The organism is Hylemonella gracilis ATCC 19624 (assembly GCF_000211835.1).
In the GTDB taxonomy this organism is placed as follows: Bacteria; Pseudomonadota; Gammaproteobacteria; order Burkholderiales; family Burkholderiaceae_C; genus Hylemonella; species Hylemonella gracilis.
On the sequence record NZ_AEGR01000039.1, the window covers coordinates 22,312 to 46,166 of the forward strand.

At 66.8% G+C, this 23,855-nt stretch carries 18 protein-coding genes; 4 read left to right on the top strand and 14 right to left on the bottom strand.

The genetic code is table 11. The annotated features are described in order from the left end of the window. Positions 1 to 23: 23 nt before the first annotated feature. From HGR_RS03375 to kdpA, 11 genes are all read right to left on the bottom strand, one after another. Positions 24 to 1,427: an ethanolamine ammonia-lyase subunit EutB gene (locus HGR_RS03375; protein ID WP_006296678.1), complete on the bottom strand. Its 1,404-nt coding sequence runs from the start codon at positions 1,425 to 1,427 to the stop codon at positions 24 to 26. Positions 1,428 to 1,590: 163 nt separating this feature from the next. Beyond that, entirely contained in the window at positions 1,591 to 2,535 is a 945-nt protein-coding gene (locus HGR_RS03380; RefSeq protein ID WP_006296679.1) for a DHH family phosphoesterase, read from the bottom strand. 84 nt (positions 2,536 to 2,619) lie between these two features. After that, positions 2,620 to 3,756 carry a TIGR03364 family FAD-dependent oxidoreductase gene (locus tag HGR_RS03385; RefSeq protein WP_039852240.1) on the bottom strand — a complete coding sequence of 379 codons (1,137 nt, stop codon included), beginning with the start codon at positions 3,754 to 3,756 and terminating at the stop codon, positions 2,620 to 2,622. A 32-nt stretch (positions 3,757 to 3,788) separates the two neighbouring features. After that, the gene (locus HGR_RS03390; protein ID WP_006296681.1) at positions 3,789 to 5,495 is read right to left on the bottom strand and encodes a putative 2-aminoethylphosphonate ABC transporter permease subunit; all 1,707 of its coding nucleotides are present in this window, start codon (positions 5,493 to 5,495) and stop codon (positions 3,789 to 3,791) included. Positions 5,496 to 5,593: 98 nt separating this feature from the next. Beyond that, positions 5,594 to 6,697 (bottom strand): putative 2-aminoethylphosphonate ABC transporter ATP-binding protein, encoded by a 1,104-nt coding sequence (locus HGR_RS03395; protein ID WP_006296682.1) that lies wholly within the window; start codon positions 6,695 to 6,697, stop codon positions 5,594 to 5,596. Between the two features lie 120 nt (positions 6,698 to 6,817). Continuing rightward, on the bottom strand, positions 6,818 to 7,861 hold the full coding sequence (locus tag HGR_RS03400; RefSeq protein WP_006296683.1) for a putative 2-aminoethylphosphonate ABC transporter substrate-binding protein: 1,044 nt from the start codon (positions 7,859 to 7,861) through the stop codon (positions 6,818 to 6,820). A gap of 245 nt (positions 7,862 to 8,106) precedes the next feature. Beyond that, positions 8,107 to 8,808: a response regulator transcription factor gene (locus HGR_RS03405; RefSeq protein WP_006296684.1), complete on the bottom strand. Its 702-nt coding sequence runs from the start codon at positions 8,806 to 8,808 to the stop codon at positions 8,107 to 8,109. 111 nt (positions 8,809 to 8,919) lie between these two features. Next, positions 8,920 to 11,691, bottom strand: a complete 2,772-nt coding sequence (locus tag HGR_RS03410) for a sensor histidine kinase (RefSeq protein WP_006296685.1) — start codon at positions 11,689 to 11,691, stop codon at positions 8,920 to 8,922. 4 nt (positions 11,692 to 11,695) lie between these two features. Beyond that, positions 11,696 to 12,310, bottom strand: a complete 615-nt coding sequence (kdpC, locus tag HGR_RS03415) for a potassium-transporting ATPase subunit KdpC (RefSeq protein ID WP_006296686.1) — start codon at positions 12,308 to 12,310, stop codon at positions 11,696 to 11,698. A 44-nt stretch (positions 12,311 to 12,354) separates the two neighbouring features. Beyond that, the gene (kdpB, locus tag HGR_RS03420) at positions 12,355 to 14,427 is read right to left on the bottom strand and encodes a potassium-transporting ATPase subunit KdpB (RefSeq protein ID WP_039852244.1); all 2,073 of its coding nucleotides are present in this window, start codon (positions 14,425 to 14,427) and stop codon (positions 12,355 to 12,357) included. Positions 14,428 to 14,459: 32 nt separating this feature from the next. Continuing rightward, entirely contained in the window at positions 14,460 to 16,187 is a 1,728-nt protein-coding gene (kdpA, locus tag HGR_RS03425) for a potassium-transporting ATPase subunit KdpA (protein ID WP_006296689.1), read from the bottom strand. A 265-nt stretch (positions 16,188 to 16,452) separates the two neighbouring features. Between kdpA and HGR_RS03430 the strand changes: the two genes are divergently transcribed. After that, the gene (locus HGR_RS03430) at positions 16,453 to 17,325 is read left to right on the top strand and encodes an EamA family transporter (RefSeq protein ID WP_006296690.1); all 873 of its coding nucleotides are present in this window, start codon (positions 16,453 to 16,455) and stop codon (positions 17,323 to 17,325) included. A 139-nt stretch (positions 17,326 to 17,464) separates the two neighbouring features. Here HGR_RS03430 and HGR_RS03435 read toward each other — a convergent pair whose 3' ends face one another. Both HGR_RS03435 and HGR_RS03440 read right to left on the bottom strand, forming a co-directional pair. Further along, the gene (locus HGR_RS03435) at positions 17,465 to 18,286 is read right to left on the bottom strand and encodes a DUF4198 domain-containing protein (RefSeq protein WP_006296691.1); all 822 of its coding nucleotides are present in this window, start codon (positions 18,284 to 18,286) and stop codon (positions 17,465 to 17,467) included. Between the two features lie 2 nt (positions 18,287 to 18,288). Beyond that, on the bottom strand, positions 18,289 to 18,795 hold the full coding sequence (locus HGR_RS03440; protein ID WP_006296692.1) for an EF-hand domain-containing protein: 507 nt from the start codon (positions 18,793 to 18,795) through the stop codon (positions 18,289 to 18,291). Between the two features lie 174 nt (positions 18,796 to 18,969). On the opposite strand from HGR_RS03440, the gene HGR_RS03445 reads away from it, so the two are divergent. From HGR_RS03445 to HGR_RS03455, 3 genes are all read left to right on the top strand, one after another. Continuing rightward, positions 18,970 to 21,177: a TonB-dependent hemoglobin/transferrin/lactoferrin family receptor gene (locus HGR_RS03445; protein ID WP_006296693.1), complete on the top strand. Its 2,208-nt coding sequence runs from the start codon at positions 18,970 to 18,972 to the stop codon at positions 21,175 to 21,177. 151 nt (positions 21,178 to 21,328) lie between these two features. Further along, positions 21,329 to 22,171 (top strand): phosphonoacetaldehyde hydrolase, encoded by an 843-nt coding sequence (gene phnX, locus HGR_RS03450; protein WP_006296694.1) that lies wholly within the window; start codon positions 21,329 to 21,331, stop codon positions 22,169 to 22,171. A gap of 178 nt (positions 22,172 to 22,349) precedes the next feature. Further along, positions 22,350 to 23,513, top strand: coding sequence for a benzoate/H(+) symporter BenE family transporter (locus HGR_RS03455; RefSeq protein ID WP_006296695.1), 1,164 nt, complete (start codon positions 22,350 to 22,352; stop codon positions 23,511 to 23,513). 26 nt (positions 23,514 to 23,539) lie between these two features. Here the strand turns inward: HGR_RS03455 and HGR_RS17210 are convergent, their stop codons facing one another. Next, positions 23,540 to 23,827, bottom strand: coding sequence for a hypothetical protein (locus HGR_RS17210; protein ID WP_138922382.1), 288 nt, complete (start codon positions 23,825 to 23,827; stop codon positions 23,540 to 23,542). Between the last annotated feature and the right edge of the window lie 28 nt (positions 23,828 to 23,855).

Below are 23,855 nucleotides of genomic sequence, written 5' to 3' on the forward strand. Positions count from 1 at the left end.
AGAACTCTCGATGCGCCGCGGGATCACGCCGCCTTGCGCATCAACTCCAAGGCTGGCTGCCGCGCGCTGCTGCTGAGCAGACGGCCGGCTTCGTCAATGATCTGCATGCGCTGCAGCCAGGCTTCAAATTCCGGCGCGTGGCGCAGGCCCAGCACCTGGCGCACGTACAGCGCGTCGTGGAAGGAGGTGCTCTGGTAATTGAGCATGATGTCGTCCGCGCCCGGCACGCCCATCACGAAGTTCACGCCCGCAGCGCCCAGCAGGGTCAGCAGGTTGTCCATGTCGTCCTGGTCGGCCTCGGCATGGTTGGTGTAGCAGACGTCCACGCCCAAGGGCGCGCCCAGCAGCTTGCCGCAGAAATGGTCTTCCAGGCCAGCGCGCACGATCTGCTTGCCGTCGTACAGGTATTCGGGGCCGATGAAGCCAACCACGGTGTTGGTCAGCAAGGGCTTGAACTCGCGCGCCACGGCGTAGGCCCGCGCCTCGCAGGTCTGCTGGTCCACGCCATGGTGGGCGTTGGCCGAGAGGGCGCTGCCCTGCCCGGTCTCGAAATACATGACGTTGTCGCCCACGCCATCTTGCAAGGGCCGGCCGCGCTTGAGCGACAGCGCCGCCTCGCGCGCCTCGCGCAGCACGGCCAGGCTGACACCGAAGCTCGCATTCGCGGCCTCGGTGCCCGCGATGGACTGGAACACCAGATCCACCGGCGCGCCCTGCTCGATCATCTGGATGGTGTTGGTCACGTGCGTGAGCACGCAGGTCTGGGTCGGGATGGCCAGGCGCTCCACCACCTCGCCCATGCGTCGCACCAGGGTGCCCAGGGCGGCCACGCTGTCGGTGGCGGGGTTGACGCCGATCACCGCGTCGCCACAGCCGTACAGCAGACCATCGATCATGCTGGCCGCGATGCCGCGCACGTCGTCGGTCGGGTGATTGGGCTGCAGGCGCACGGCCAGCCTTCCCGGCAGGCCGATGGTGTCGCGAAAGGCCGTGACCACGCGGCATTTGCGCGCCACGGCGATCAGGTCCTGGTTGCGCATCAGCTTGCTGACCGCCGCCGCCATCTCGGGCGTGATGCCTGCGCGCACGGCGCTGAGCGTGTCGCTGGTGGTGCGCTCGTCCAGCAGCCAGTCACGGAAGGCGCCGACGGTCAGGTGCGCGATGGGCGCGAAGGCTGCGCCATCGTGCGTGTCGATGATGAGCCGCGTGACCTCGTCGGTCTCGTAGGGAATCAGGGCTTCATTGAGGAAGGTGCGCAGCGGCAAATCGGCGAGGGCGAGACGCGCCGCCATGCGCTCCACCGACGAGGTGGCCGCCACGCCCGCCAGTGCGTCGCCCGACCGCAGGGGCGTGGCCTTGGCCATCAGATCCCGCAGGTCACGGAACTGCCAGGTCTGGTGCGCGACAGTGGCTTGGTAGGCGGGCATGGTGCCTCTCCTTCAAGCAGCAAATATGCCAGCGCGGCCCCGTGCGGGCAAGGAGATGCCGATGTGACGACCAGCGCGACGACCGGCCCGCGTCGGCGCGCCAGCCTGCGGAGGCGCGGTCGGTGTGGGCGGTCGAGTGTGGACGTCTGGCGCTGGCTGGGACTCAGCCGTCCGCGTTGATCTTGGCGATCAGCTTCTTGAGCACGTCCTCGGCCTGGTCGTTCGGCACCTGACAGGTGCCCGCCGCCTGGTGCCCGCCGCCGCCGTACTGCAGCATCAGGTCACCCACATTGGTCCTGCTGGAGCGGTCGAGGATGGATTTGCCCGTGGCGAACACCGTGTTCTGCTTCTGAGGACCCCAGAGCACGTGGATCGAGATGTTGGTCTGCGGGAACAGCGCGTAGATCATGAAGCGGTTGGTCGCGTAGATCGTGTTCTCGCCCCGCAGGTCGAGCACCGCCAGATTGCGGTGCACCGTGGTGCAGCGCTTGATTTGTTCCTTGGCTTTTTCCGTGTGCTCGAAATACAGGTCCACGCGCTCCTTGACGTCCGGCAGCGCCAGGATCTCGCCAATCGAGTGGTCCTTGCAGTACTTGATGAGGTCCATCATCAGCTGGTAGTTGCTGATGCGGAATTCACGGAAACGACCCAGGCCCGTGCGCGCGTCCATCAGGTAGTTCAAGAGCACCCAGCCCTTGGGGTCGAGCACTTCATCGCGCACGTACTGCGCGCTGTCGGCCTTATCCACGGCCTCCATCATCTCGTCGGAGATGCCGGGGAACTTGGCCTTGCCGCCGTAGTACTCGTAAACCACGCGCGCGGCCGAAGGCGACTTGGCGTCGATGATGTGGTTCTTGCGTGCGTCGGCGGACTGGCCCGCGTTGCGGATGGTTTCGGAGAGGTGGTGATCAAAGGCCAGGTGCGCGCCGGGCACGTAGGGCAGGTTGGTGGTGATGTCGCGCTGGCTGATCTCGACCTTGCCATCCTGCATGTCCTTGGGGTGGACAAACTTGATGTCGTCGATCAGGTCCAGTTCATTCAGCAAGACGGCGCAGACCAGACCATCGAAGTCGCTGCGGGTGACAAGGCGGTATTTTTCTTGGCTCATTGATCACTCTCCTCCATGAATATGTAAGCAGATATTACAACACCGGTTTTGGCGTGTGAGCGGGTATCGACCCGGGGTCGGACCTCATGCGCCGAGGGCCAGCGCGAGCAATTCCTCGGCGAAGGCATAGGAGGTGGACGCCCCCGTGCCGCCGGTCACGATGCCCAGCGCCACCCCTTGGGACGGAGACGTCTTGAACACCACGTCGGCGGCGCTGGCGTAGGTGCCGGTCCAGCGCTCGGTCACGACGGCGCCCGCGGACCCGGCCGCGGGCAGCACGCGGCGCAGCTCGTCCAAGATCAGTTCGTCCACGGCCGTGCTGCCAAAGGGCGCTTCGGCATCCCCGTAGACATGGCTGTCGCCCACCACCAGCGAACCATCGGCCGACTGCACCACGATCAGGTGCACGCCCTGCTTCAAGTGCTCACCCTGTTCCGCTTGCAGACGCTGCAACAGGGGCGCGGCCTCGGGCAACTCACTGTAGCCCTCGTAGCGCACCAGGCTGAGGTCAGACATCAGGGCTGCGGGCAGGTGGACGGGCACGGCGGGCCGCACGCGCATCATCTGCAAGGTGCTCATGCGGATACGGGCCTGCTCGATGGCCTCGGGGTAGAGCGCGTTCAACTCATGACCCGGACAGACCACGCAATGGTCGGCACGCAGCACACCGCGGCTGGTGGCGACGGTGGGCAGGTCCACACCATGCACCACCGTGCGCCAATGGAAATCCACGCCCTGCGCCGCCTGCAACCAGGCGGCGAGCTTGGGGATGGCCTCGCGCGACTCCACGCGGCGCTCGTGCGGGCTGTAGAGCGCGGCAAGGTGCGGTCCCAGCGCCGTCTCGCCAAAGCGGGCTTGCGTCTGCGCGGGCGTGAGCAGTTCGCAACCCTCGCCCATTTCGGTGCGCAAGAAGGCCTCGACCACGGCCAGGGCCTCGGGCCGCTGCGCCGTGAGGTACAGACCGGGATGGATGACCGGGATGCCCGCCTGCGGCGCGATGGCCAGCCAGGCGTCACGCGTCTTCATCGCGCGGCGCCAATGCTCGCCACGCCGCTGACCCGTGACGGTGACGAAACCGAAGTTGCGGATGGACGCCCCGATGCTCTGCGCCGTGCGCTCGACCACGGCCACCTTCAGGCCCCGTTGCCGGGCCGCGTAAGCGGTCATCAAGCCGACCACCCCCGCCCCCACGACCACCAGGTCGTAATGTTTGTCGCTCATGCTCCGCGCCATGTTGTCCACCTTGGAAAAATTCAACGGACTCGCCAGGCCTGGGTACGGCGCCCCGCCCACCATCCCAAGGCCATGAAGACCAGGCTGGCGAGACCGGACACGAGCGTGATCAGCACCGCCATCGCGGCGGCTGGCCCGGTCTCACCCGCTTCGTCCAGGTTGAGGATGGCGATGGCTGCGACCTTGGTCTGCGGCGCGTACAGGAACACCACGGCCGACACCGTCGTCATGGCGTTGATGAAGAAATAACGCGCGACGTCGATCACGGCCGGCAGACAAATGGGCAAGGTGACACGCCAGGCCGTCTTGTAGAAGGGCACCTTGAGCGAGGCGCTGACGGACTCGAACTCATTGTCCAGGCCCTTGAGCGCGGTCACCGCCGTCAGATGCCCCGTGGTGTAGAAATGGACGATGGTGCACAGCGTGAGCAGGGTCATGGTCTGGTACAGACCGCCCAGGGGATTGCCCGGCGCGTTGAAGAAGAAGATGTAGCCCAGACCCAGCACCAGGCCCGGCACGGCCATGGGCAGCATGGCCAGGAGACGGAGCAAACCGCGCAGCAGTCCATCCAGGCTGACCCCGGAGCCCTGGGCTCGGCGCGGCGCCGTCTTCTCCAAGAGGTAAGCCCCGGTGAACACCAGCACCGTGCCACCCAGCGCCGCGCCAGCCGCCATGCGCAAGCTGTTGACGAACCCCGCACCCACCTCGGCCTCGGTCAGGCCGTACACGTAATGGTTGAGGCTGGGCATGAGCTTGTAGGGCCAGAACGTGGCGAGCGACGCGAACACGGCCATGCCCAGCATGGCGAGCATCAGCGCCGCGACCACGAGACTGTAGAGCGAGAACGCGGTGTCGCGCCCCCGCGCGGGCTTGGGCACGTAGGGCACGGCGCGCGCGCTCAACATCGCGGTCTGGCGGCGTTGCAGCAGGTGGTCAACGGCGAAGGTCAGCACGGCTGGCGCCAGCAAGAGGATGGCCACCACCGAACCCTTGGCGAAATCCTGCTGGCCGATGACCAGCTTGAACACATCGGTGGCCAGCATGTTGAAGTTGCCACCGATCACCTTGGGAATGCCGAAGTCCGTGATCACCAGCGTGAAGACCACGAGCGCGGCCGACACCAGGCCGTACTTGGCGCCCGGCAAGGTGATGGTGAAGAACTTGCGCACCGCGCTCGCGCCCATGGAATCCGCCGCTTCGTAGAGCCGCGCATCGGCCAGGGCCAGCGCCGTCACCAGGATCATCAGCGCATGCGGGAAGACCGCGAAACATTCGGCCAGCACGATACCCGGCGCGCCGTAGATCTGCGCATAGCCCAGGCTTTGCAGCAGCCCCTTGGCCACGCCCTGATTGCCGAACCAATAGATCAGAGAAATGGCCGGCAGCAGCGAGGGCGCGAGCAGCGGAATCAGCGCCACCAAGCGCAGCAACCCTTTCAGACGCATGCAGGTGCGCGTGAGCGCGTAGGCCAAGCCAAACGCCAGCGGCAAGGTGATGATCGTGACCAAAGCCGCCACCCAGACGCTGTTCCAGAGGCTTTGCAACAAAGCAGGCGTGCGCGCGTAGGCCAGGAAGTTGTCCAAGGCGACAAACTGTCCCTCCTTGCCCAGCATGGCCTGCCAAAGGATGGCCAGCAGGGGCAGCGCCAAAAAGCACGACAGCAGCAGCACGGCCAGCAGCACGAGGGCGCGCGCCAGGCGATCAGTCCAGTGCAGGCGCTGCTGCACCGGCTCCCTCAAGGGTGAGCGGGAGTGGGAGGGGGAGCGCGAGAGCGGAGCCGACCGCGCGCCGCGCTCAGCCCTCGCGTCGGTCGCTTGCGCCGTGCTCAAGCGGCCTCCGCCCCGGCCGGGAAGACGCGTACCCGGTCGGCGCGCAGCGCGAAGGGCAGCGGCTGACCCAGGCGCACGCCAAACTCGTCCATCTGGTTGAGCGAGAACTGCAGGTACAACGGCAAGGGCTGGCCTTCGGCGTCGCGCAAGCCTTCCACCTCCAGCTCCGCCAGGCAGTTGCCGCCCAGGAATTCGATGCCGCGCACCACGCCCGTGCAACGCCCCGGGTCGTCCGCGGCCACGTCGATCATGCGCCGGTCCTCCGGGCGCAGGTACAGCGTCACGGGACGGCCGGGACGGAACTCCGCGCCTTGCGTGCACTGCAGGCGCAGCGGCCCGCAACGGAACCAATGCCCGCCCTCGGCCACGGCCGGCAGGCGGTTGACCTTGCCCACGAACTCGGCCACGAAGGGCGTGGCAGGCGTGCGGTAGATCTCCATCGGCGTGCCGACCTGCTCGATCACGCCCTGGTTCATCACCACGATGCGGTCGGCCATGGACAGAGCTTCGTCCTGGTCGTGCGTGACCATGATGGTCGTCAGCCCCAGCTTGCGCTGCAGCGCGCGGATTTCCTTGCGCAGGTGCACGCGCACGATGGCGTCCAAGGCCGACAGGGGTTCGTCCAACAACAGCAAGCTGGGCGAAGTCGCCAGCGCGCGCGCCAGCGCGATGCGCTGCTGCTGCCCGCCCGACAACTGCGCCGGATACTTGCGCTCGCTGCCAGGCAAGCCCACCAGCGTCAGCAACTCGTCCACCCGCGCGGCGATGCGCGCCTTGTCCATGCTGCCGCTCAGGCCATAGGCCACATTGGCCGCGACCGTGAGGTTGGGGAACAGGGCGTAACTCTGGAACACGATGCCGTAATCGCGCTGCGCGGGCGGCAGCGCGGAAATGTCCCGACCGTTCTGCCAGACCTGGCCACTGCTCTGCACTTCCAAGCCCGCGATGATGCGCAGCAAGGTCGTCTTGCCGCAGCCCGAAGGCCCGAGGAAACAGACCAGCTCACCCGCTGGCAGGTCCAGGTCAATGCCGTCCAGCGCCGTGAACGCACCGAAGTCCTTGCGGACCTGGCGCAGGGAGAGATAAGGCGATTCAGGCATGTTGTGACTTCGTGCGCGAGCTCCCATGGAACCGGCTTTGCCGGGCCATCGGGAGCGTCTCCCCTGCCACCGCAGGTTGGCGTTCAGGGGAGAAGGCGCGCAGCGCCTCAGAGGGGTGGGTTATTTCTTCACTTCAGTCTTGCTGTCGTACCGCTTCGTCCACTCGGCCAGGATGCGCTCGCGATTGGACGCCGACCAGGCGAAGTCCATCTTCACCAGGCGCTGTTCGTAATCCGCGGGCACATTGGCCAGGGGCTCGGCCACGCCAGGCACGGCCGTGATGGCGAAGTTCTTGCCGTAGAGCTTCGCCGCGTCCATGCTCGAAGCCCAGTCCGCCAGCTTCTTCGCGGCAGCGAGGTTTTTGGTGCCTTTTTGGATGGCGAAGGCTTCCAGATCCCAGCCCAGGCCTTCCTTGGGGAAGACCAGGTCGATGGGCGCGCCCTTGGCCTTGTTGCTGTTGCCGCGGTACTCGAAGCTGATGCCCGCCACGTACTCGCCGCTGGCCGCCATGTTGCAAGGCTTGCTGCCGCTGTGCGTGTACTGGGCGATGTTCTCGTGCAGCGCATCCATGAACTTCCAGCCGTCGCCCTTGCCGTCCTTGTCGCCCCACAGGGTCAGCCAGGCGGCCACGTCGAAGTAGCCGGTGCCGCTGGAAGCCGGGTTGGGCATGACCACCTGGCCCTTGAACTCGGGCTTGGTCAGGTCCTTCCAGCTCTCGGGCTTCTTGATGCCTTTCTTCTCGGCTTCCACGGTGTTGAAGCAAACCGTCGCACCCCAGACATCCATGCCGAACCAGGCGGGCGGGTTCTTCTTGTCCTTGTAAGCGGCGCTGATGGCCTTGAGGTTGGCCGGCGCGTAGGGCTCCAGCATCTTGTTGTTGTCCAGCAGCGCGAGGCTGGAGGCGGCCACGCCCATCACCACGTCGGCCTGCGGATTGGCCTTTTCGGCCAGCAGCTTGGCGGTGATCACGCCCGTGCTGTCGCGCACCCATTTGATCTCGATCTCGGGCTCGACCTTGTTGAAGCCCTCCTGGTAGGCCTTGAGCTGGTCGGTTTCCAGCGCGGTGTAGACCAGCAAGGTGGTTTTCTGGGCCAAGGCCGCCGTGGCGGTTCCGGCCAGCGCGGCCGCGAACACCCAGGTCCGGAAAGAAAGACGCATGCGCATGGTGAATGCTCCTGATGGTGGAAACCGGCATCGTGTGACGTCACCGTGACGCGCTGATGACGGCGGCCTGACCGATCAATGCAAGCCTCGTGCCCGCCGCTCGAAGGGGCAGGCCGGTCCAGCGCGCGGTCGGCGCCGGCAGGGGCGCCGGATTTCACTGTTCTGGTGCAATCCGGCGAAACATCGGGCATGCGGCCGTCCCGTGCGGCGACACGCCCGGGGGCGGCTCTGACACCGGTCTGGTTTCAGGGCGGGCTGGCCAGAAAGCGCAGCCCCACCCCCGGCTCGGTGGCGATGTAACGCGGGGCCACGGCGTCGTCCCCCAGCTTTTGCCGCAGCTTGCCCACCAGGATGCGCACGTAGTGCGTGTCGTCCTGGTGGGTCACGCCCCAGACCTCGCGCAAGATCTGCGGCTGCGTCACCACGCGCCCAGCGTGCTTGAGGAGCAGCGCCAGCAGCGCGTACTCCTTGCGGCCCAGGGCGAGCAGTTCGCCGTCCAGCCGCACTTCGCGCCGCGCCAGATCGATGCGCAGATGGCCATCGTCGAACAGCGCGTTGTCGTGCTTCACGTCAGCTTGCTGGCGCAGCAACACACGGATGCGCGCCATCAGCTCCTGCGTGCCGAAGGGCTTGGTCACGTAGTCATTGGCGCCTTCGTCCAGCGCCATGACCTTCTCCGATTCGCCCGCGCGCACGCTGAGCATGATCACCGGCACCTGCGACCAGGCCCGCAGCTCACGCAGCACCTCGTGGCCGTCGATGTCGGGCAGGCCGATGTCGAGGATGAGCAGATCGGCGCCCCGGTCCGCCAACGCGGCCAGCCCCTCCCGGCCGCTCGCGGCCAGCGTCACCTCGTAGCCCTGCGCGCGCAGGCTGATGTCGAGGAAACGGCGGATCTGCGGCTCGTCGTCGATCACCAGCACGCGCACCGGCGTGGAGGCCGGCATGGGAGGCGACACGGAGGTAGGCATGGGCAGGGACGTCAAGGGTCGCGGTCGTCAGGTCGTCAGGTCGTCAGGTCGTCAGGTCGTCAGGTCGTCGGTCGTCAGGGCTTCGGCTCAGCGATCAGCATCCGGCGGTTTCGACGAGGGTGTGAACGGCGGCGTGATCAAAGGCAAGGTGATGCGGATCACGGTGCCGCGCCCATCCGGCCCCGGCAGGGCAACGACGTTGCCGCCGTGCGCGCCGACCATGCCCTGCGCGATCGTCAGCCCCAGGCCCGTGCCATGGCGTCCCCGATCGCCGCGCTCGACACTGTAGAACATGTCGAAGATGCGCCCGCGCTCGTCCTCCGGGATGCCGGGGCCGCGGTCGCGCACGTCCAGTTGCAGAACCTCCCCGCGCGTGCGACCCGCATCGTCGTCCACCGGGTCCGCCAAGCGCGCCGTGATGGTGATGGGTTCATCCGGTGGCGAGAACTTGGCCGCGTTTTCGAGCACGTTGAACAAGGCCTGCTCCACCAGCGCCGGGTGCACCCAGATCGGCGGCAAGCCGGGCGAGAGGGTCACGTTGGCTTGCACGCCCGGCTGGTAACGGCGCAGGCGCCCGGTGGCCGAACCGATCAGCTCGTCCACGCCGATCCAGTCGCGCTTGAGGCTCAGGCCCGTGTGGCCCAGCCGGGTCATGTCCAGCAGGTTCTGGATGTAGCGGTCCAGCCGCTCGCCCTCGACCAGGATGGTGTCGAGCAGGTTCTTGCGGTCCTCGGCGCTCATCGCGTCGCTGTACCCGGCCAGGCTGCCCGCCGAACCGATCATGGCCGCCAGGGGCGAGCGCAGGTCGTGCGAGACGGAGGACAGCAGCGCGGAGCGCAGGCGTTCGGTTTCGTTGCTGACGCGCGCTTTCTCGAGATCAGCCACCAGACGCGCGCGCAGCGCGGCCTGGGCGATGTCCTGCGCCATGGCCTCGGCCAGACGACGCTGCGCATGCGACAGCCGCCGCATGTCTACGCCGAAACGCAAGCCCACCACGCCGATCACGCCTTGGCCCGCCGGCCCGCTGGCCCCCGGCTCCTCGCGCAGCGGCAGCCACCACCAGGCCGCCCCGGCCAGGGTGTCGGTGTATCGCCCGGCGGACTGCCCATGGGACAGCGCCCAATCCATCGCGGCCCGGTCAATGTCCGCCAGCTCGGCGTTGGGGGAACTGGCCTCGGTGCTGGCGCCCGCCTCGCCAACGCGCAGCCAGGCGCCAGCGCTGAGATGGCGCTCCAGCGCGGCGCGGCCAGCTTGCAGCACTGCACCCAGATCGGCCGCCGCGCTCAATTGCCGGCCCAAGCCCTGCAAGGCCGTCGCATGCGCGTTCGCGGCGCGCAAGGCCAACACCTGCATGCGCAGCTGCGAGGCCAGGCGGCCGGCCACCAAGGCGGCGATCAGGAAGAGAAAGACCGTGGCCACGCCCTGACGCGCGCCGATGAACAGCGTGAAGCGCGGCTCGATGAAGAAGAAGTTGTAGGCGAGAAAGCACAGCCCCGCGGCCAGCACCGCCGCCGCCATGCGGGTGCGCGCCGCGACCAGCACCACCGCCACGATGAACACCATGGACAGATCGCTCAAGCCCAGCCAGAGCTCCGCGGCCCAGGCCGCGAGGATGGCGGCCAGCGTGGCGAAGAGGGTCAGCGCCAGGTCATCGCGTCCCAGCCAGGTGGCAGGACTTTCCCAGCGACGGCGTGCGCGGACCTTCGCCTGCGGCGCGCTGATGATGACCAGCTCGAAATGCGTCCCGTGCTGCAAAAGCTGCTGCGTGAGTGTGCGGTTGACCATGCGCGCGAAAGGCCGCTCGCGCGTGCGTCCGACGACCAGGGTCGAACTGCCGCCGCTGGCGGCGTGGTCGAGCAAGGCATCGGCGATGCGCGGACCGTGCAGCACTTCGGTGTCCGCGCCGAGATTGCGCGCCAACGCGAAAGCGCGGTCCAGCTCGGCCTGCCGCGCCGGATCCACCTTGTCGCCCGCCCCCGTCTGCACCGTCACCACGCTCCACGGCGCGTCGCGCCGCTCGGCGATGCGGCGGCCCGCGCGCACCAGGTACTCGGACGAACCCAGGCCATCGATGGCGACCAGCACGCGCCTGCGCAGCGCCAAGCCGGGCAGGCCGCGCGCGGCCTGGGTCTCGCGCAAGTCTTCGTCCACGCGGTCGGCGGCCGTCTGCATCGCCAGCTCGCGCAGCGCGGCCAAGTTCGAGGGCAGGAAAAAAGCTTGCAGGGCGCGTTCGGCCTGCTCGGGCAGATAGACCTTGCCCTGCTTGAGCCGCTCGATCAATTCACGCGGCGGCAGGTCGACCAGGCGGATGTCGCGCAGGCGGTCGAACAGCGCGTCGGGCACGGTCTCGCTCACGCGCACGCCGGTGATGCGGTGCACGACATCGTTCAGGCTTTCCAGGTGCTGGATGTTGACGGCGGTGCACACGTCGATGCCCGCGTCCAACAACTCCTCCACGTCCTGCCAGCGCCTCTCGTGGCGACTGCCCGGGGCGTTGCGGTGGGCCAGCTCGTCGATGATCGCCACGCGCGGACGGCGCGCCAGCACCGCGTCGATGTCCAGTTCCTCCAGCTGGCGGCCCTGGTAGTCGATGCGCTGGCGCGGAATGATGTCCAGGCCGTCCAGCAAGGCGGCGGTCTCGGCGCGACCATGGGTCTCGACGATGCCAACGACGATGTCGACGCCCTGCTTCTGCAATTCGCGCGCGCGCGACAACATCGCATAGGTCTTGCCGACACCGGGCGCGGCGCCCAGAAACACCGTCAGCCGCCCGGCCGCCTGGCGGCGCAGCTCGCTCGCCAGCGCATCGGCCCGGACTTCTCGGCCAGCGTGGGGTTGGGCGTCTTGCTCCTCGCTCATGGGCTTATTGTGCGGTGGCTGCGGTGGCTGCGGTGGCTGCGGTGGCAGTCTTCAGGGCACCCAGCGCCAGGTTCAGTTCCAGCACGTTGACGCGCGGCTGACCGAAGAGGCCGAGCTGCGGGCCTTCAACCTGGTTCGCCACCAGGGCCTCAAGCTGCGCGGGACTCAAGCCCCGCGCCCGCGCGACCCGAGCGATCTGGATGCGTGCGCCCTCCGGGCTGATGTGCGGGTCGACGCCGCCGCCGGACTGGGTGAGCAATTCACCCGGCACGGCCTCGGGCGCGATGCCTTCGCGCGCGGCCACGGCGGCGCGGGTCTGCTCGATGCGCTGGCGCAAATCGGGATTGCTGCGCGCCTGGTTGCTGCCGGCCAGCGCCATCAGGTCGTAGTTGGCCGCCGAGGGACGGGGCTGAAAGTAGCGTGCGTCGGCGAAGGGCTGCGCGACCAGGGCGGAGCCGATGACGTTTCCGTCGCGTTCGATCAGGCTGCCGGTGGCCGTCCGCGGAAACAGCAGACCGCCCAGGCCCGTCGCGGCCAGCGCATAGAGCAGGCCGAACAGCAGCAACGAGACCAGGGCCAGGCCCAGTGAAGCCCGCAGGGAAGAAGACGTGGTGTTCATGATGAGACCTCGTGATGTTTGGAGGAGGCTGAAAGCTTCGACCGTCAGACACCGACCGTCGCGGCCAGCAGCATGTCGATCAGCTTGATCGCCGGGAAGGGCAGGATCACGCCGCCCAGTCCGTAGACCAGCATGTTCCTGCGCAGCAGCGCGGTGGCGCCCATGGGGCGGAAGCGCACGCCGCGCAGCGCCAGCGGAATCAGCAGCGGAATGATGAGGGCGTTGAAGATCAGCGCCGCGATCACCGCGTTGGCCGGGCTGGACAGCTGCATCACGTTAAGCGCCGCCATGGAGGGAATCGCGCCCGCGAACAGGGCCGGCAGAATCGCGAAGTACTTCGACACGTCATTGGCCAGCGAGAAGGTGGTGAGCGCGCCGCGCGTGATGAGCTGCTGCTTGCCCACTTCCACCACCTGCAGCAGCTTGGCGGGGTCCGAGTCCAGATCGACCATGTTGCCCGCCTCCTTGGCCGCCTGCGTGCCGGAGTTCATCGCCAAGCCCACGTCGGCCTGCGCGAGGGCAGGCGCGTCGTTGCTGCCGTCACCCACCATCGCGACCAGGCGGCCGCCGGCTTGTTCGGCGCGGATGCGCGCCAGCTTGTCCTCGGGCCGGGCCTCGGCGATGTAGTCGTCCACCCCGGCCTCGGCGGCGATGGCGGCGGCGGTCAGGGGGTTGTCGCCAGTGATCATCACCGTGCGGATGCCCATGGCGCGCAGTTGGGCGAACTTTTCCTTGATGCCGTGCTTGACCACGTCGGCCAGTTCCACCACGCCCAGCACGTGACGGCCGTCGGCGATGACCAGGGGCGTGGCCCCCTTGCGCGCGACCTGCTCGACGCGCACCTGCAACTCCACCGGCACGTTACCGCCCGCCTCTTGCACGCGGCGCACGATGGCATCCATGGCGCCCTTGCGGATCGAGCGGCCGTCGGGCAAGTCCACGCCCGACATGCGGGTGGCGGCGCTGAAGGCGATGAAACGCGCGCCCACCGGCTCTTCCAGCGGCGCAAGCGTACCTTCGCGGTTGACGCGACGCGCCAGCTTGACGATGGACTTGCCCTCCGGCGTCGGGTCGGCCAGCGAGGCCAGCAAGGCGGCTTCGCGCAGCGTGGACAGATCCACGCCGGCCAGCGCATGCAGCACCGTGGCCTGGCGGTCACCGTGGGTGATGGTGCCGGTCTTGTCCAGCAGCAGCACATCCACATCGCCCGCCGCTTCCACCGCCTTGCCGGACTTGGCCAGCACGTTCGCCGCCAGCGCGCGGTTCATGCCCGCGATGCCGATGGCGGGCAGCAGGCCGCCGATGGTGGTCGGGATCAGGCACACCAGCAGCGCGACCAGCAACAGCGGATCGAGCGTGATACCGACGAAGGACGCGATGAAGGGCAGGCTCACGACCACGATCAGGAAGGTCGCGGTCATGGTGAGCAGCAGCAGGCCGAGCGCCACTTCGTTCGGCGTCTTTTGCCGGTTCGCGCCTTCGACCAGGGCGATCATGCGGTCGAGGAAGCTGTGGCCCGGCAAGGCCGTGATGCGCACCACGATTTCGTCGGACAGCACCTTGGTGCCGCCGATCACGCCGGAGCGGTCGGTGCCCGCCTCGCGCAGCACGGGCGCCGATTCGCCCGTCACCGCCGATTCATTGAGGGTGGCCAGGCCGTGCACGATCTCGCCATCGACGGGAACCATCTCACCCGCGGAGACGACGACCAGATCGTTGGTCACCAGCTCGGCCGCCGGAATGTTCTGCGCGCCGCTGATCGCGTCCGCACGGTCCACACGTCGCGCCACCAACCCCTGGCGCACGCGGCGCAGCGAGGCGGCTTGGCCGCGCCCACGCGCCTCGGCCACGGCCTCGGCGAAATTGGCGAACAGCACGGTGACCAGAAGCAGCGCCGTCACGGCCCAGCCCATGCCGTCGGGCGTCGCCCCCAGCAGGGTCAGCACGGCGCACCAGAGCGTGCCGAACCAGACCACGGCCATCACCGGGTTCTTGAAGGCGTGTTGCGGGGCGAGCTTGAAGAAGGAAGCCCGCAGCGCGGCCTTGAACCCGGCGGCATCCAGCAGCACGGCTTGGCGGCCCGAGGCGACCTGGGGCAAAGTTGTCTTGACGTTCATGATGAAGTTCTCCGGCTTGCGTTCCATGCCGTTCACCGCGCGAGCATCGAGAGATGCTCGGCGACGGGCCCCAGCACCAGCACGGGCATGAACTGGAGCAGGGTGAGGATCACGATCACCGCGATCAGGGTCAGGGCGAAGGTGGGCGTCTCGACCTGCAAGGTGCCTGCACTTTCCGGCGCGAGGCGCTTGCGCCCCAGGGACGCGGCGATCACCAACGGCAGGATCAACGCCGGGTAACGGCCCAGGGCCAGCACGACGGCGCAGCTCAGGTTCCACCAAGAGGTGGCATCACCCAGCCCTTCGAAGCCGGAGCCGTTGTTGGCAAAGGCCGAGGTGTACTCGTACAGCACCTGGCTGATGCCGTGGAAGGCCGGGTTGGAGTTGCCGGTGAGCGACGGCAGCGCCAGCGTGAGGGCGGTGAAGCCCAGCACCACCAGCGGCTGCAGCAGCACCAGCACGGCGAGCAGCTTCACTTCCGGCGCTTCGATCTTGCGGCCGAACAATTCCGGCGTGCGCCCGGTCATCAGGCCAGCGAGGAAGACGCTCAGCAGCAGATAGACCAGGAACTGCTGCAGGCCACAACCGATACCGCCCCAGATGGCGTTGACCAGCATATTGCCCAGCGTGACCAGACCGGTCAGCGGCGCCAGCGAATCGTGCATGGCGTTGACCGAGCCATTGCTGGTCTGGGTGGTCAGCGCGGCCCAGAGGGCCGACGCATCAGCGCCGAGGCGAACTTCCTTGCCTTCCATCAGCGCCGCGTCCGCGGCGGAGGACGAGTGGCCTTCGGACCACAGCGCCAGGCCCGTGGAGGCCAGCGACATGAGCAACATGCTGCCCAGCACCAGGGCGGTGAACTTCTTGCGTCCGCTGAAGGCCCCGACCATGAAAGCCACCGACACCGGCAAGAGGATGATGGCCAGCATCTGCAGCAGGTTGGACAAGGGCGTCGGGTTCTCCAGCGGCACCGCGCTGTTCGGGCCGTACCAGCCGCCGCCGTTGGTGCCCAGCTGCTTGGCCGCAACCATGGGCGCGACCGGGCCCAACGGAATCTTCTGTTCCTTCAGGGTCACGCTGGCATCCAGCGGCGTCGCCACCGGTCCGCCGGCCAACGTGGACGGCACGCCTTGCCAGGTCAGCAGCAGCGAGAGCAACAGACACAGCGGCAGGAATACACGCACCGTGGGACGGATCACGTCAGCCCAGTAGTTCCCCAAATCCAGGGCACCCGATTCCGGCTGGCCCGTGTTCGCTGTATTCGCTGGGTTCACCACCTGCGCCTTGCGACCACCGAAGAGACCGCGCAGCGTGGCCACCACCAGGGCCAGGCCCATCATGGGCGTGATCACCTGCAGGCCAACGATGCCCGTCATCTGCGCCAAATAGGACAACTGCGCCTGACCCGAATAATGCTGCTGGTTGGTGTTGGTCAGGAAAGAGACCGCGGTGTGCAGCGCCAGATCCCAGCGCATATTGGGCGCATCGTTCGGGTTCAGCGGCAGCCAGGCCTGGGTCATGAAGATGCCCATGGCCAGCAGGCCGAGCACGAGGTTGCTGAGCAGGAAGACGCCGGCATAGGCCTTCCAGCCCATGCCCTGCGCGGGGTCCACGCCCAGCAGGCGGTAGAGGGGGCGTTCCACCCAACCGAAGAGCCGGTCACCGCGCATGGGTTCGCCGCGCATCACGGCGGCGAGATAACGTCCCAGCGGCCAGCCCAGCACGAGGGCCAGCCCCAAGACCGTGACGAATTCGATCATGAAAGAACTCCTGCACTTGCATTCAGCGACGGCCACCGAGACCTCGGTGACCTTGGTGAAAATTCTCGGAGCGAGCCCCGTAAAGTCGCCAGCCCCCTGCACCGGTTGACCCGTAAATTCGGCGTAAATTCAGGTGCGTCGCGCCCGCCGCGCGCGACGCGGGTCTCAGCCCAGTGGCAGGCTCTTGGCAGGGTCTTCGCAGGCACTTCAATGCCACCGAAAGCGGTGGCGCGTCGCACCGGCCTCGATCTGCGACACTCGGCCCATGACCCTCACCTGGCCCATCGCCGCCGCCGTGCTGTTCGGCGCGCTACTGCACGCGAGTTGGAACGCGCTGGTCAAATCCAGCCAGGACAAGACGCTGGACACGGCACTGATCCACCTGCTCGGCTCCCTGGTCACCCTGCCCCTGCTGCTGTGGCTGGGGCCGCCCCCCCTCTCGGCTTGGCCCTACATCGGCGCGTCGGTGCTGATCCACATCGGCTACTACATCGCGCTGGCGCGGGCCTACCACCATGGCGACCTGGGCCTGGCCTACCCCTTGATGCGCGGTACCGCGCCGCTGCTGGTCGCGCTGAGTTCGGCACTGTTCGTGGGTGAGCACCTCTCACCGCTGGGCTGGGTCGGCGTGCTGGGGGTGTGCTGCGGTGTGCTGGCCTTGGGGCTGTCACGCCACGCGCTGGATTCGCCCAAGGCCGTGGGCTTCGCGCTGGCCAACGCGGTGATCATCGCCATCTACACCCTGGTGGACGCGCTGGGCGCGCGCACGGCAGGCCAGGACACGGACGGCCTGGGCACGCTGCGCTACGTGGTGATGCTGTTCGCCTTCGACGGCTGGCCCTTCGCCTTGCTGGTGCTGGCCCGGCGCGGCAAGTCAGCGTGGCCAAGCACGGTGGCCTACGCCCGCCATCGCTGGCCGGTCGCGCTCGGCGGCGCACTCGCTTCGCTCGGTTCCTACGGCATCGCGCTCTGGGCCATGACGCGCGCGCCCGTGGCCACCGTGGCCGCGCTGCGCGAGACCTCGGTGCTGTTCGCCGCCATCATCGGCGCCTGGCTGCTGCGCGAGCGCTTCACGCCGCGCCGCGCCATGGGCACGGCCGTGATCGTCGCGGGGGTGATGGCGCTGCGGCTGGGCTAGGGCCTGTTCAGACTAATTTCCCGAGATGCGTTGCAGATCAAAAAAAGAAGCCCGCACGCGCCTGCCTGGGCCGCGTGCGGGCTGTGTGCCAGCTGCTTGCTGACTGCTTGCTGGCTATGGGTCTGATCTCTGACCCTGTTTACGGCGCCAGGACCCGGAAGGTCAAGGTGTAGTTGTAGCCGTACATCGGCGCGGCGGCGCCCTTGGGTGCCGCGCCACGGTAACGCACCAAGGCCAGGTAAACACCGGGTTGGCTCAAGGGGTAGGCCACGCGGCCCTGCGCATCGGTCTTGACACTGGCGCTGGTGTGCTCGCTGCCCAGGTCCATGGGGGAGCGATAGATGTCCACCGTCTGCCCCGCCAGCGGCTTGCCATCGAACAGCACGGTGAACTCGAACTTCTCGCCCGCGACCAGGTCGTTCGGATGGGTGACCGGCGCGATCTCCAGGCCCTGCTGGGTCGGCTCCAAGGCGCGCTTGTTCGGCGCGCCAGCGGTCACATAGGCCTCGGAAATCGAATGCGACTGGTAGTGGGACAACAGCTTGACGCCGGGCGGAGGCGTCTTGTTCCCGTCGCGCGCGATCTCCACCTTGCCGTCCTGCTCCCAGCTGCGGAAGATCGAACCCAGGCGCACGCCCGTGCTCAAACGGTAGGTGCCCTTGGCGCCGGGCAATTTCTGCTCGGCCACGGTGCGTGACTTGAACTGATGCACTTCACCGAAAGGCAGCACGCTGCCGTCGGGTGTGGTGATGGCAAAGCGCGTGTCGCCAAAGTTCACTTCGGACAGGAAGAATTTTTCAGCGTACCCCGCGTCCACGCTGACGATGGCGTCGGGCGCCACGTCGAAGCTCATGGGCAGCAGATAGGGGGTGTGGGCCTGGGCTACGCCCGCGAGCATCAGGGCGGTACCGGCCACGGCACGCGAGGCGCGGCCGGAAAGAACGTGAAGCAAACGACTCATGATCAGTTGGCTTCCTTCTTCATGTTGTCGGCGGCGTTGACGACACCATCCAGGTTCACGTCACCGGTCTTGAAGGTGCGCTCGGCAACGTCGTTTTCCTCGTCCATGCTCAGGCGGCCGTCCTTGTTTTTGTCCAGGATGTTGAAGCGCACATGGGCCTGCTTCATCATCTGCTGGTAGCCATCGTCCACCGCGCGGCCCTGCGCGGCGTACTGCTGCTTCAGGCGCGCCTCGAACTCGGCCACGTACTCGGCTTCGCTGAGCGCGCCGTCCTTGTTGGTATCGGCTGCCACGTAGCGCTCCTTGCGCAGCGCGTCGTACTCCGCGCGCGTGACCACGCCGTCACGGTTAACGTCGTAACTGCCCATGAAGGCAGCGTGGCCGTGGCCGCCGGCGGGGTTGACGGGGCCGAGTGCTTTGTCGGCCGCGGGTTGGGAAGAAGCACAAGCGGTGAGCAAGACGGTCACGCCGACGGCAAACCCCAGGAGGGCCGGATTTTTTTGTTTCATGAAAACCTCAAGGATGGATGGGTGAGGGGGTGGGAATCAGAGAAGTGGGCTATTTTTGCACAAATATTATTGCGAATCATTCTCATTATTAATATACTTTGCAAAGATTTGCCGTGCATCGCAGGCCAGCAAGTCAGTCCATCCCTCTTTCCTTCACTGTCTACAAGAAAGTCCATGCCCTCCAAATCCATGTCCCGTCGCGACGTCGTCCGCACCTTCCGCCTGAAACCTCTGGCTTGGCTGGCGGCCTGCGCACTCAGCCCCATGCTCACGACCCAGGCTCAAGCTCAGGAAGTCGCACAACTCCAGACCATCGTCGTCAGTGGTTCGCGCGTTGAGCAATCCGCCGACGATTTGCCCATGTCCATCGACGTCATGGGCACCGAGACGATGGAAGAAAAGCAGGTGCGCGACATCCGCGACCTCGCGCGTGAGTTGCCCAATGTGAGCGTGCAACGCTCGCCCGCCCGCTTCGGCATGGCCACCGGCAGCACAGGCCGCGACCAGAACGCGGGCTTCAACATCCGCGGCCTGGACGGCAACCGCGTGCTCGTGCTGGTCGATGGCATCCGCCAGCCGCGCAGCTACGCCTTCGGCGCCACCTCCTTCGGTCGTGACTACCTCGACCTGGGTCTGATCCAGCGCGTGGAAGTGGTGCGTGGCGCCACCTCGGCCTTGTACGGTTCGGATGGCATGGGGGGACTGGTGCACTTCATCACCGTCGACCCGGACAACGTGCTCGACAAGGGCGACGACTTCGCGGGTCGCATCAGCCTGGGCTATGACAGCGCGAACCAGTCCAAGCGAGTCGGCACCACGCTGGCCGGCCGCATCAACGACGAGCTGCAGTGGCTGCTGGGCGCGAGCGTTTCGCGCGCGCAAGAACTGGACAACCAGGGCGACAACGACAGCAAGAACAGTACTCGCACCAAGCCCAACCCCCAGGAAGACGAAAACTACAGCCTGCTGGGCAAGTTGGTCTGGACCCCCAATGCAGGCCAGCGCCATGCGCTGACGCTGGAGCATGTGGACAAAAGCAGCGACTATGAGTTGCTGACGGCGCGCACGGCCACGGTGCTGAGATCCGACGCCACCACGGACATGGAGCGCAGTCGCGCGACCTGGGACAGCCGCTGGCAAACGCAATCGGCCCTGGCCGATGAAGTGCGCGCCGTGTTGAGCTACCAAGATGCGCACTCGCGCGAATGGGCCGATGAAGATCGCACCACCACGGACCGCGTGCGCGACACGACCTACGACGAAACCACCTGGCAGTCCAACCTGCAGGGCAACAAGCTGCTGCGCATGGGCGGCGGCTCGGCGCAGAAGATCACCTATGGCGTGGACTACGTCGTCACCGACGTGGTCAACGAGCAGGATGGCGTGACGCCCCCCGCGGGCGAGACCTTTCCGCTCAAACGCTTTCCTGACACCCGCGAGACCAGCACCGCGCTGTATGTGCAGGACGAATTCATCATCGGCGACTTCAGCGTGACGCCGGGCGTGCGCTTCGACCACTACAGCATTGACGCCAGCCAGAACAACTTCAGCGCCGACGCGAAGTCGATTTCTGGCGACGCCACCAGCCCCAAGCTGGGCGTGCTCTGGCGGGCCACTGACCAGTTGAGTCTGTTCGGCAACTACGCTGCGGGCTTCCGTGCTCCGAACGCCGGTCAGATCAACGCCTTCTTCGAAAACGCCGCCTCCGGCTACAAAACGATCCCCAACCCGGATCTCAAACCCGAGACCAGCCAGAATTTCGAGCTGGGCCTGCGCGGCCGACTCGACGGCGTGAGCTTCGACTTCGCGGCCTTCACCGGCCGGTACAAGGATTTCATCGAGGACACCTACAAAGTGGGCGGCGCGGGCACGCAGGCCAATCCGACGATCTACCAGTCCGTCAACATTGGACGGGTGGAAATCAGCGGCTTCGAAGCCAAGGCCGACATCCGCTGGGGCGCGCCGGGCCAGTTCGCGGGCGGCACCCTGTCCAGCCCTGTCAGCTACAGCCAGGCCCATGGACGGGACACGGCCCAGGACATCCCGCTGGACTCGATCAACCCGGAACGCCTGACCGCCGGTGTGCGCTACGAGACGCCCGTCTGGATGGTGCGCCTGGACGCCACGCACAGCGCCGCGAAGGAGAAAAGCGATGTGGACTCCAACACACAGTTCTTGCCCGACGCCTACACGGTGTACGACCTCAGTGGTCAATGGCGCATCCGCAAGGACTTGCGCTTGACGGCCGGCGTCTACAACCTGACCGACGAGAAGTACTGGAACTGGTCTGACGTGCAGGGGCTCGCCGCGACGTCGGCCGTGTTGGACGCCTACACCCAGCCAGGCCGCTCGGTGCGGGTCTCGATGAGCGCGGACTTCTGACGCCCGCCACGGCCTGACGGCCACGCACCTCCAGGCCGGTCATGCGCACAGCGTGACCGGCCTTGTGCGTTGTTGGACCTCGCCCAAGGGTGTTCGCAGCCCGGCAAGCTGACGGGGGCCGGCCGTCATCTGCGGGCGGGATAATGAAGCCATGACCTTCGTGAAACCCCCGCACCTGCCCTCCCCCGTCCTCGCCGTGATCTTTGACTGGGCCGGCACCCTGGTCGACCATGGCTCGCTCGCGCCCACGCAGATCTTCGTGGACGCCTTCCAGACCTTCGGCATCCGCATCACGCTGGACCAGGCCCGCGGGCCCATGGGCCTGTCCAAGCGCTTGCACATTCAGCAGCTGCTGAATGATCCGAGCGTGCGGGCGCAGTGGCAGCAGGTCTTCGGGCGGCCTTCGACCGAGGCCGACATCGACGCGATCTACCAGCGCTTCATGCCCATGCAGATCGAGAAGGTCGGCGCTTACTCGCAGCCGATTCCCGGCGCGGTCGAGACATTGACTTGGCTGCGCGCGCGCGGCGTGAAGATCGGTTCCTGCTCGGGTTATCCCAAGCAGGTGATGGACGTGCTGCGTCCGCTGGCGCAGCAGGCGGGCATCGCGCCAGACCATGTGATCGCGGGCGACGAGTTGCCCGCGGGCGGGCGGCCCGGCGCCTACATGGCGCTGGCGAATCTGCTGGCCCTGCAGGTTCCGAATGTGCGCGCCTGCGTGAAGGTGGACGACACCACGCCGGGCGTGGAGGAAGGTCGCAACGCGGGCATGTGGAGCGTGGGCCTGGCGCTGTCCGGCAATGAAATGGGTTACACGCTGGCGGATGTGCAAGCCATGAAGGCGGAACAGCCCACCGAGTACGAGACCCGCCTCGCCAAGGCCCGGCGCCGACTGCAGGATGCGGGCGCGCATTACGTGATCGACAGCGTCGCCGATTTGCCTGCGGTGATCGAGAACATCGAGGCGCGGCTTCTGAAGGGCGACGCTCCTTGAAAATGCACATACGACCTTGGTGAGGGCACGAGGCCGGGGGGCAAAGACTGCGCTCATGTCCCCCGGAACGGCTGCGCCGTTCCTCCTCCTTGACTTCGCTCCGCCTTCGCCCCCCGGCCTCGTGCCTGCCATCATTCCTGGCACTCTCATATCAAAGACAGCACTGAACTCGTCAGCCATGCGTTTCTTCAAAGACCTCCAACTCTCCGCCGCCAGCGCGGGCTTCGTCGCCGTACTGGTGGGGTTCACCAGCTCCGTCGCACTCGTGTTTCAGGCCGCTCAATCGTTCGGCGCGACGCCGGAGGAAATCAGCTCCTGGATGTGGGCGCTGGGCCTCGGCATGGGCCTGTGCTCCGCCCTGCCCTCGCTGCTGCTGCGCCAGCCGGTGATGGTGGCCTGGTCCACGCCGGGCGCGGCGGTGCTGGCTGCGGCCGGGCTTGCGGGTGGCTTCAGCATGGCCGAGGCCATCGGCGCCTTCATCGTCAGCGCTGCACTGATCACCGTGGCGGGCGCCACGGGCTGGTTCGAGCGGGTGATGAACCGCATCCCCATGGCCCTGGCCGCGGCCCTGCTGGCGGGTGTGCTGGCGCGCTTCGGCCTGAACGCCTTTGGCGCGGCGCAGACCGCGCTGCCGCTGGTGCTGCTGATGCTGGCCACCTACCTGCTGGGCAAGCGCTTCGTGCCGCGCTACGCGGTGCCGCTGACCCTGGTGGTCGCCGTGACCTACGCTGCGCTGCGCGGCCAACTGGCCTGGAAAACGGTGAGCTTTTCGCTGGCCGTGCCGGTGTTCACGATGCCGCAGTTCACGCTGTCGGCCATCGTCAGCCTGGCGCTGCCGCTGTTCGTGGTGACCATGGCCTCGCAGAACCTGCCCGGCGTGGCCGCCATCCGCGCGGCGGGGTACGACATGCCCATCTCGCGCCTGCTCACGATGACCGGCGTAGCCACCCTGGTGCTCGCGCCTTTCGGTGCCTTCGCGCTGAACTTCAGCGCCATCACCGCCGCGATCTGCATGGGCCGCGAAGCACACGAAGACAAAGCCAAGCGCTACACCGCCGCCGTGGTCTGCGGTCTGCTCTACGTACTGGTGGGCGTCTTCGGCGCCACGGTCACGGGCCTGTTGCTCGCCTTCCCCAAGGAACTGGTCGCGGCGATCGCCGGCCTAGCCCTGCTGGGCAGCATCGCCGGCGCGCTGGCATCTGCCTTCGCGCAGGAAGACCAGCGCGAAGCCGCGCTCATCACCTTTCTTGTCACGCTCAGCGGCGTGGTGATCGCGGGCGTGGGGTCAGCGTTCTGGGGGGTTGTGGCGGGGACGGTTGCGTTGGGGGTGCGAAGGAAGTGATGCTGTTGCCTCGCCACAGAGCTTTTCTACCGACTTTCGTTTTCCTCAGGTTGTTTTTCTCGATAGGTTCTTTTTGCTTTGCGCCAGCCTAAAGGGTCGTTGGTAAATGGCTTGAAACCTATAGCGCTAGCTCTCCCTTCAAACATTAATGTGAAAGCAGCGATCAGAGAAACGGCACCCAAGGGCAACGCCAACCAAAATGAAATTTGGTTCAGGTAAGGAACGCCATACCATCCAAAAACAACTACTGAGATCAAAACGATTTCTGCTATCCAAGTCAGTTTCCCATCACGGATAAAGATCGCTTTCTTCATACGGTTGCCTCCACTTTTCCAGATGTAC

What these genes read in the sequence shown, in the direction of transcription:
- HGR_RS03445 (WP_006296693.1), top strand. Translation starts at nt 18,970, where the DNA reads ATGCCCTCCAAATCCATGTCCCGTCGCGACGTCGTCCGCACCTTCCGC.
- HGR_RS03400 (WP_006296683.1), bottom strand. Translation starts at nt 7,861, where the DNA reads ATGCGCATGCGTCTTTCTTTCCGGACCTGGGTGTTCGCGGCCGCGCTG.
- HGR_RS03385 (WP_039852240.1), bottom strand. Translation starts at nt 3,756, where the DNA reads ATGAGCGACAAACATTACGACCTGGTGGTCGTGGGGGCGGGGGTGGTC.
- HGR_RS03440 (WP_006296692.1), bottom strand. Translation starts at nt 18,795, where the DNA reads ATGAAACAAAAAAATCCGGCCCTCCTGGGGTTTGCCGTCGGCGTGACC.
- HGR_RS03405 (WP_006296684.1), bottom strand. Translation starts at nt 8,808, where the DNA reads ATGCCGGCCTCCACGCCGGTGCGCGTGCTGGTGATCGACGACGAGCCG.
- HGR_RS03435 (WP_006296691.1), bottom strand. Translation starts at nt 18,286, where the DNA reads ATGAGTCGTTTGCTTCACGTTCTTTCCGGCCGCGCCTCGCGTGCCGTG.
- HGR_RS03430 (WP_006296690.1), top strand. Translation starts at nt 16,453, where the DNA reads ATGACCCTCACCTGGCCCATCGCCGCCGCCGTGCTGTTCGGCGCGCTA.
- HGR_RS03380 (WP_006296679.1), bottom strand. Translation starts at nt 2,535, where the DNA reads ATGAGCCAAGAAAAATACCGCCTTGTCACCCGCAGCGACTTCGATGGT.
- HGR_RS03375 (WP_006296678.1), bottom strand. Translation starts at nt 1,427, where the DNA reads ATGCCCGCCTACCAAGCCACTGTCGCGCACCAGACCTGGCAGTTCCGT.
- phnX (WP_006296694.1), top strand. Translation starts at nt 21,329, where the DNA reads ATGACCTTCGTGAAACCCCCGCACCTGCCCTCCCCCGTCCTCGCCGTG.
- HGR_RS03455 (WP_006296695.1), top strand. Translation starts at nt 22,350, where the DNA reads ATGCGTTTCTTCAAAGACCTCCAACTCTCCGCCGCCAGCGCGGGCTTC.
- kdpA (WP_006296689.1), bottom strand. Translation starts at nt 16,187, where the DNA reads ATGATCGAATTCGTCACGGTCTTGGGGCTGGCCCTCGTGCTGGGCTGG.
- HGR_RS03410 (WP_006296685.1), bottom strand. Translation starts at nt 11,691, where the DNA reads ATGAGCGAGGAGCAAGACGCCCAACCCCACGCTGGCCGAGAAGTCCGG.
- HGR_RS03395 (WP_006296682.1), bottom strand. Translation starts at nt 6,697, where the DNA reads ATGCCTGAATCGCCTTATCTCTCCCTGCGCCAGGTCCGCAAGGACTTC.
- kdpC (WP_006296686.1), bottom strand. Translation starts at nt 12,310, where the DNA reads ATGAACACCACGTCTTCTTCCCTGCGGGCTTCACTGGGCCTGGCCCTG.
- kdpB (WP_039852244.1), bottom strand. Translation starts at nt 14,427, where the DNA reads ATGAACGTCAAGACAACTTTGCCCCAGGTCGCCTCGGGCCGCCAAGCC.
- HGR_RS17210 (WP_138922382.1), bottom strand. Translation starts at nt 23,827, where the DNA reads ATGAAGAAAGCGATCTTTATCCGTGATGGGAAACTGACTTGGATAGCA.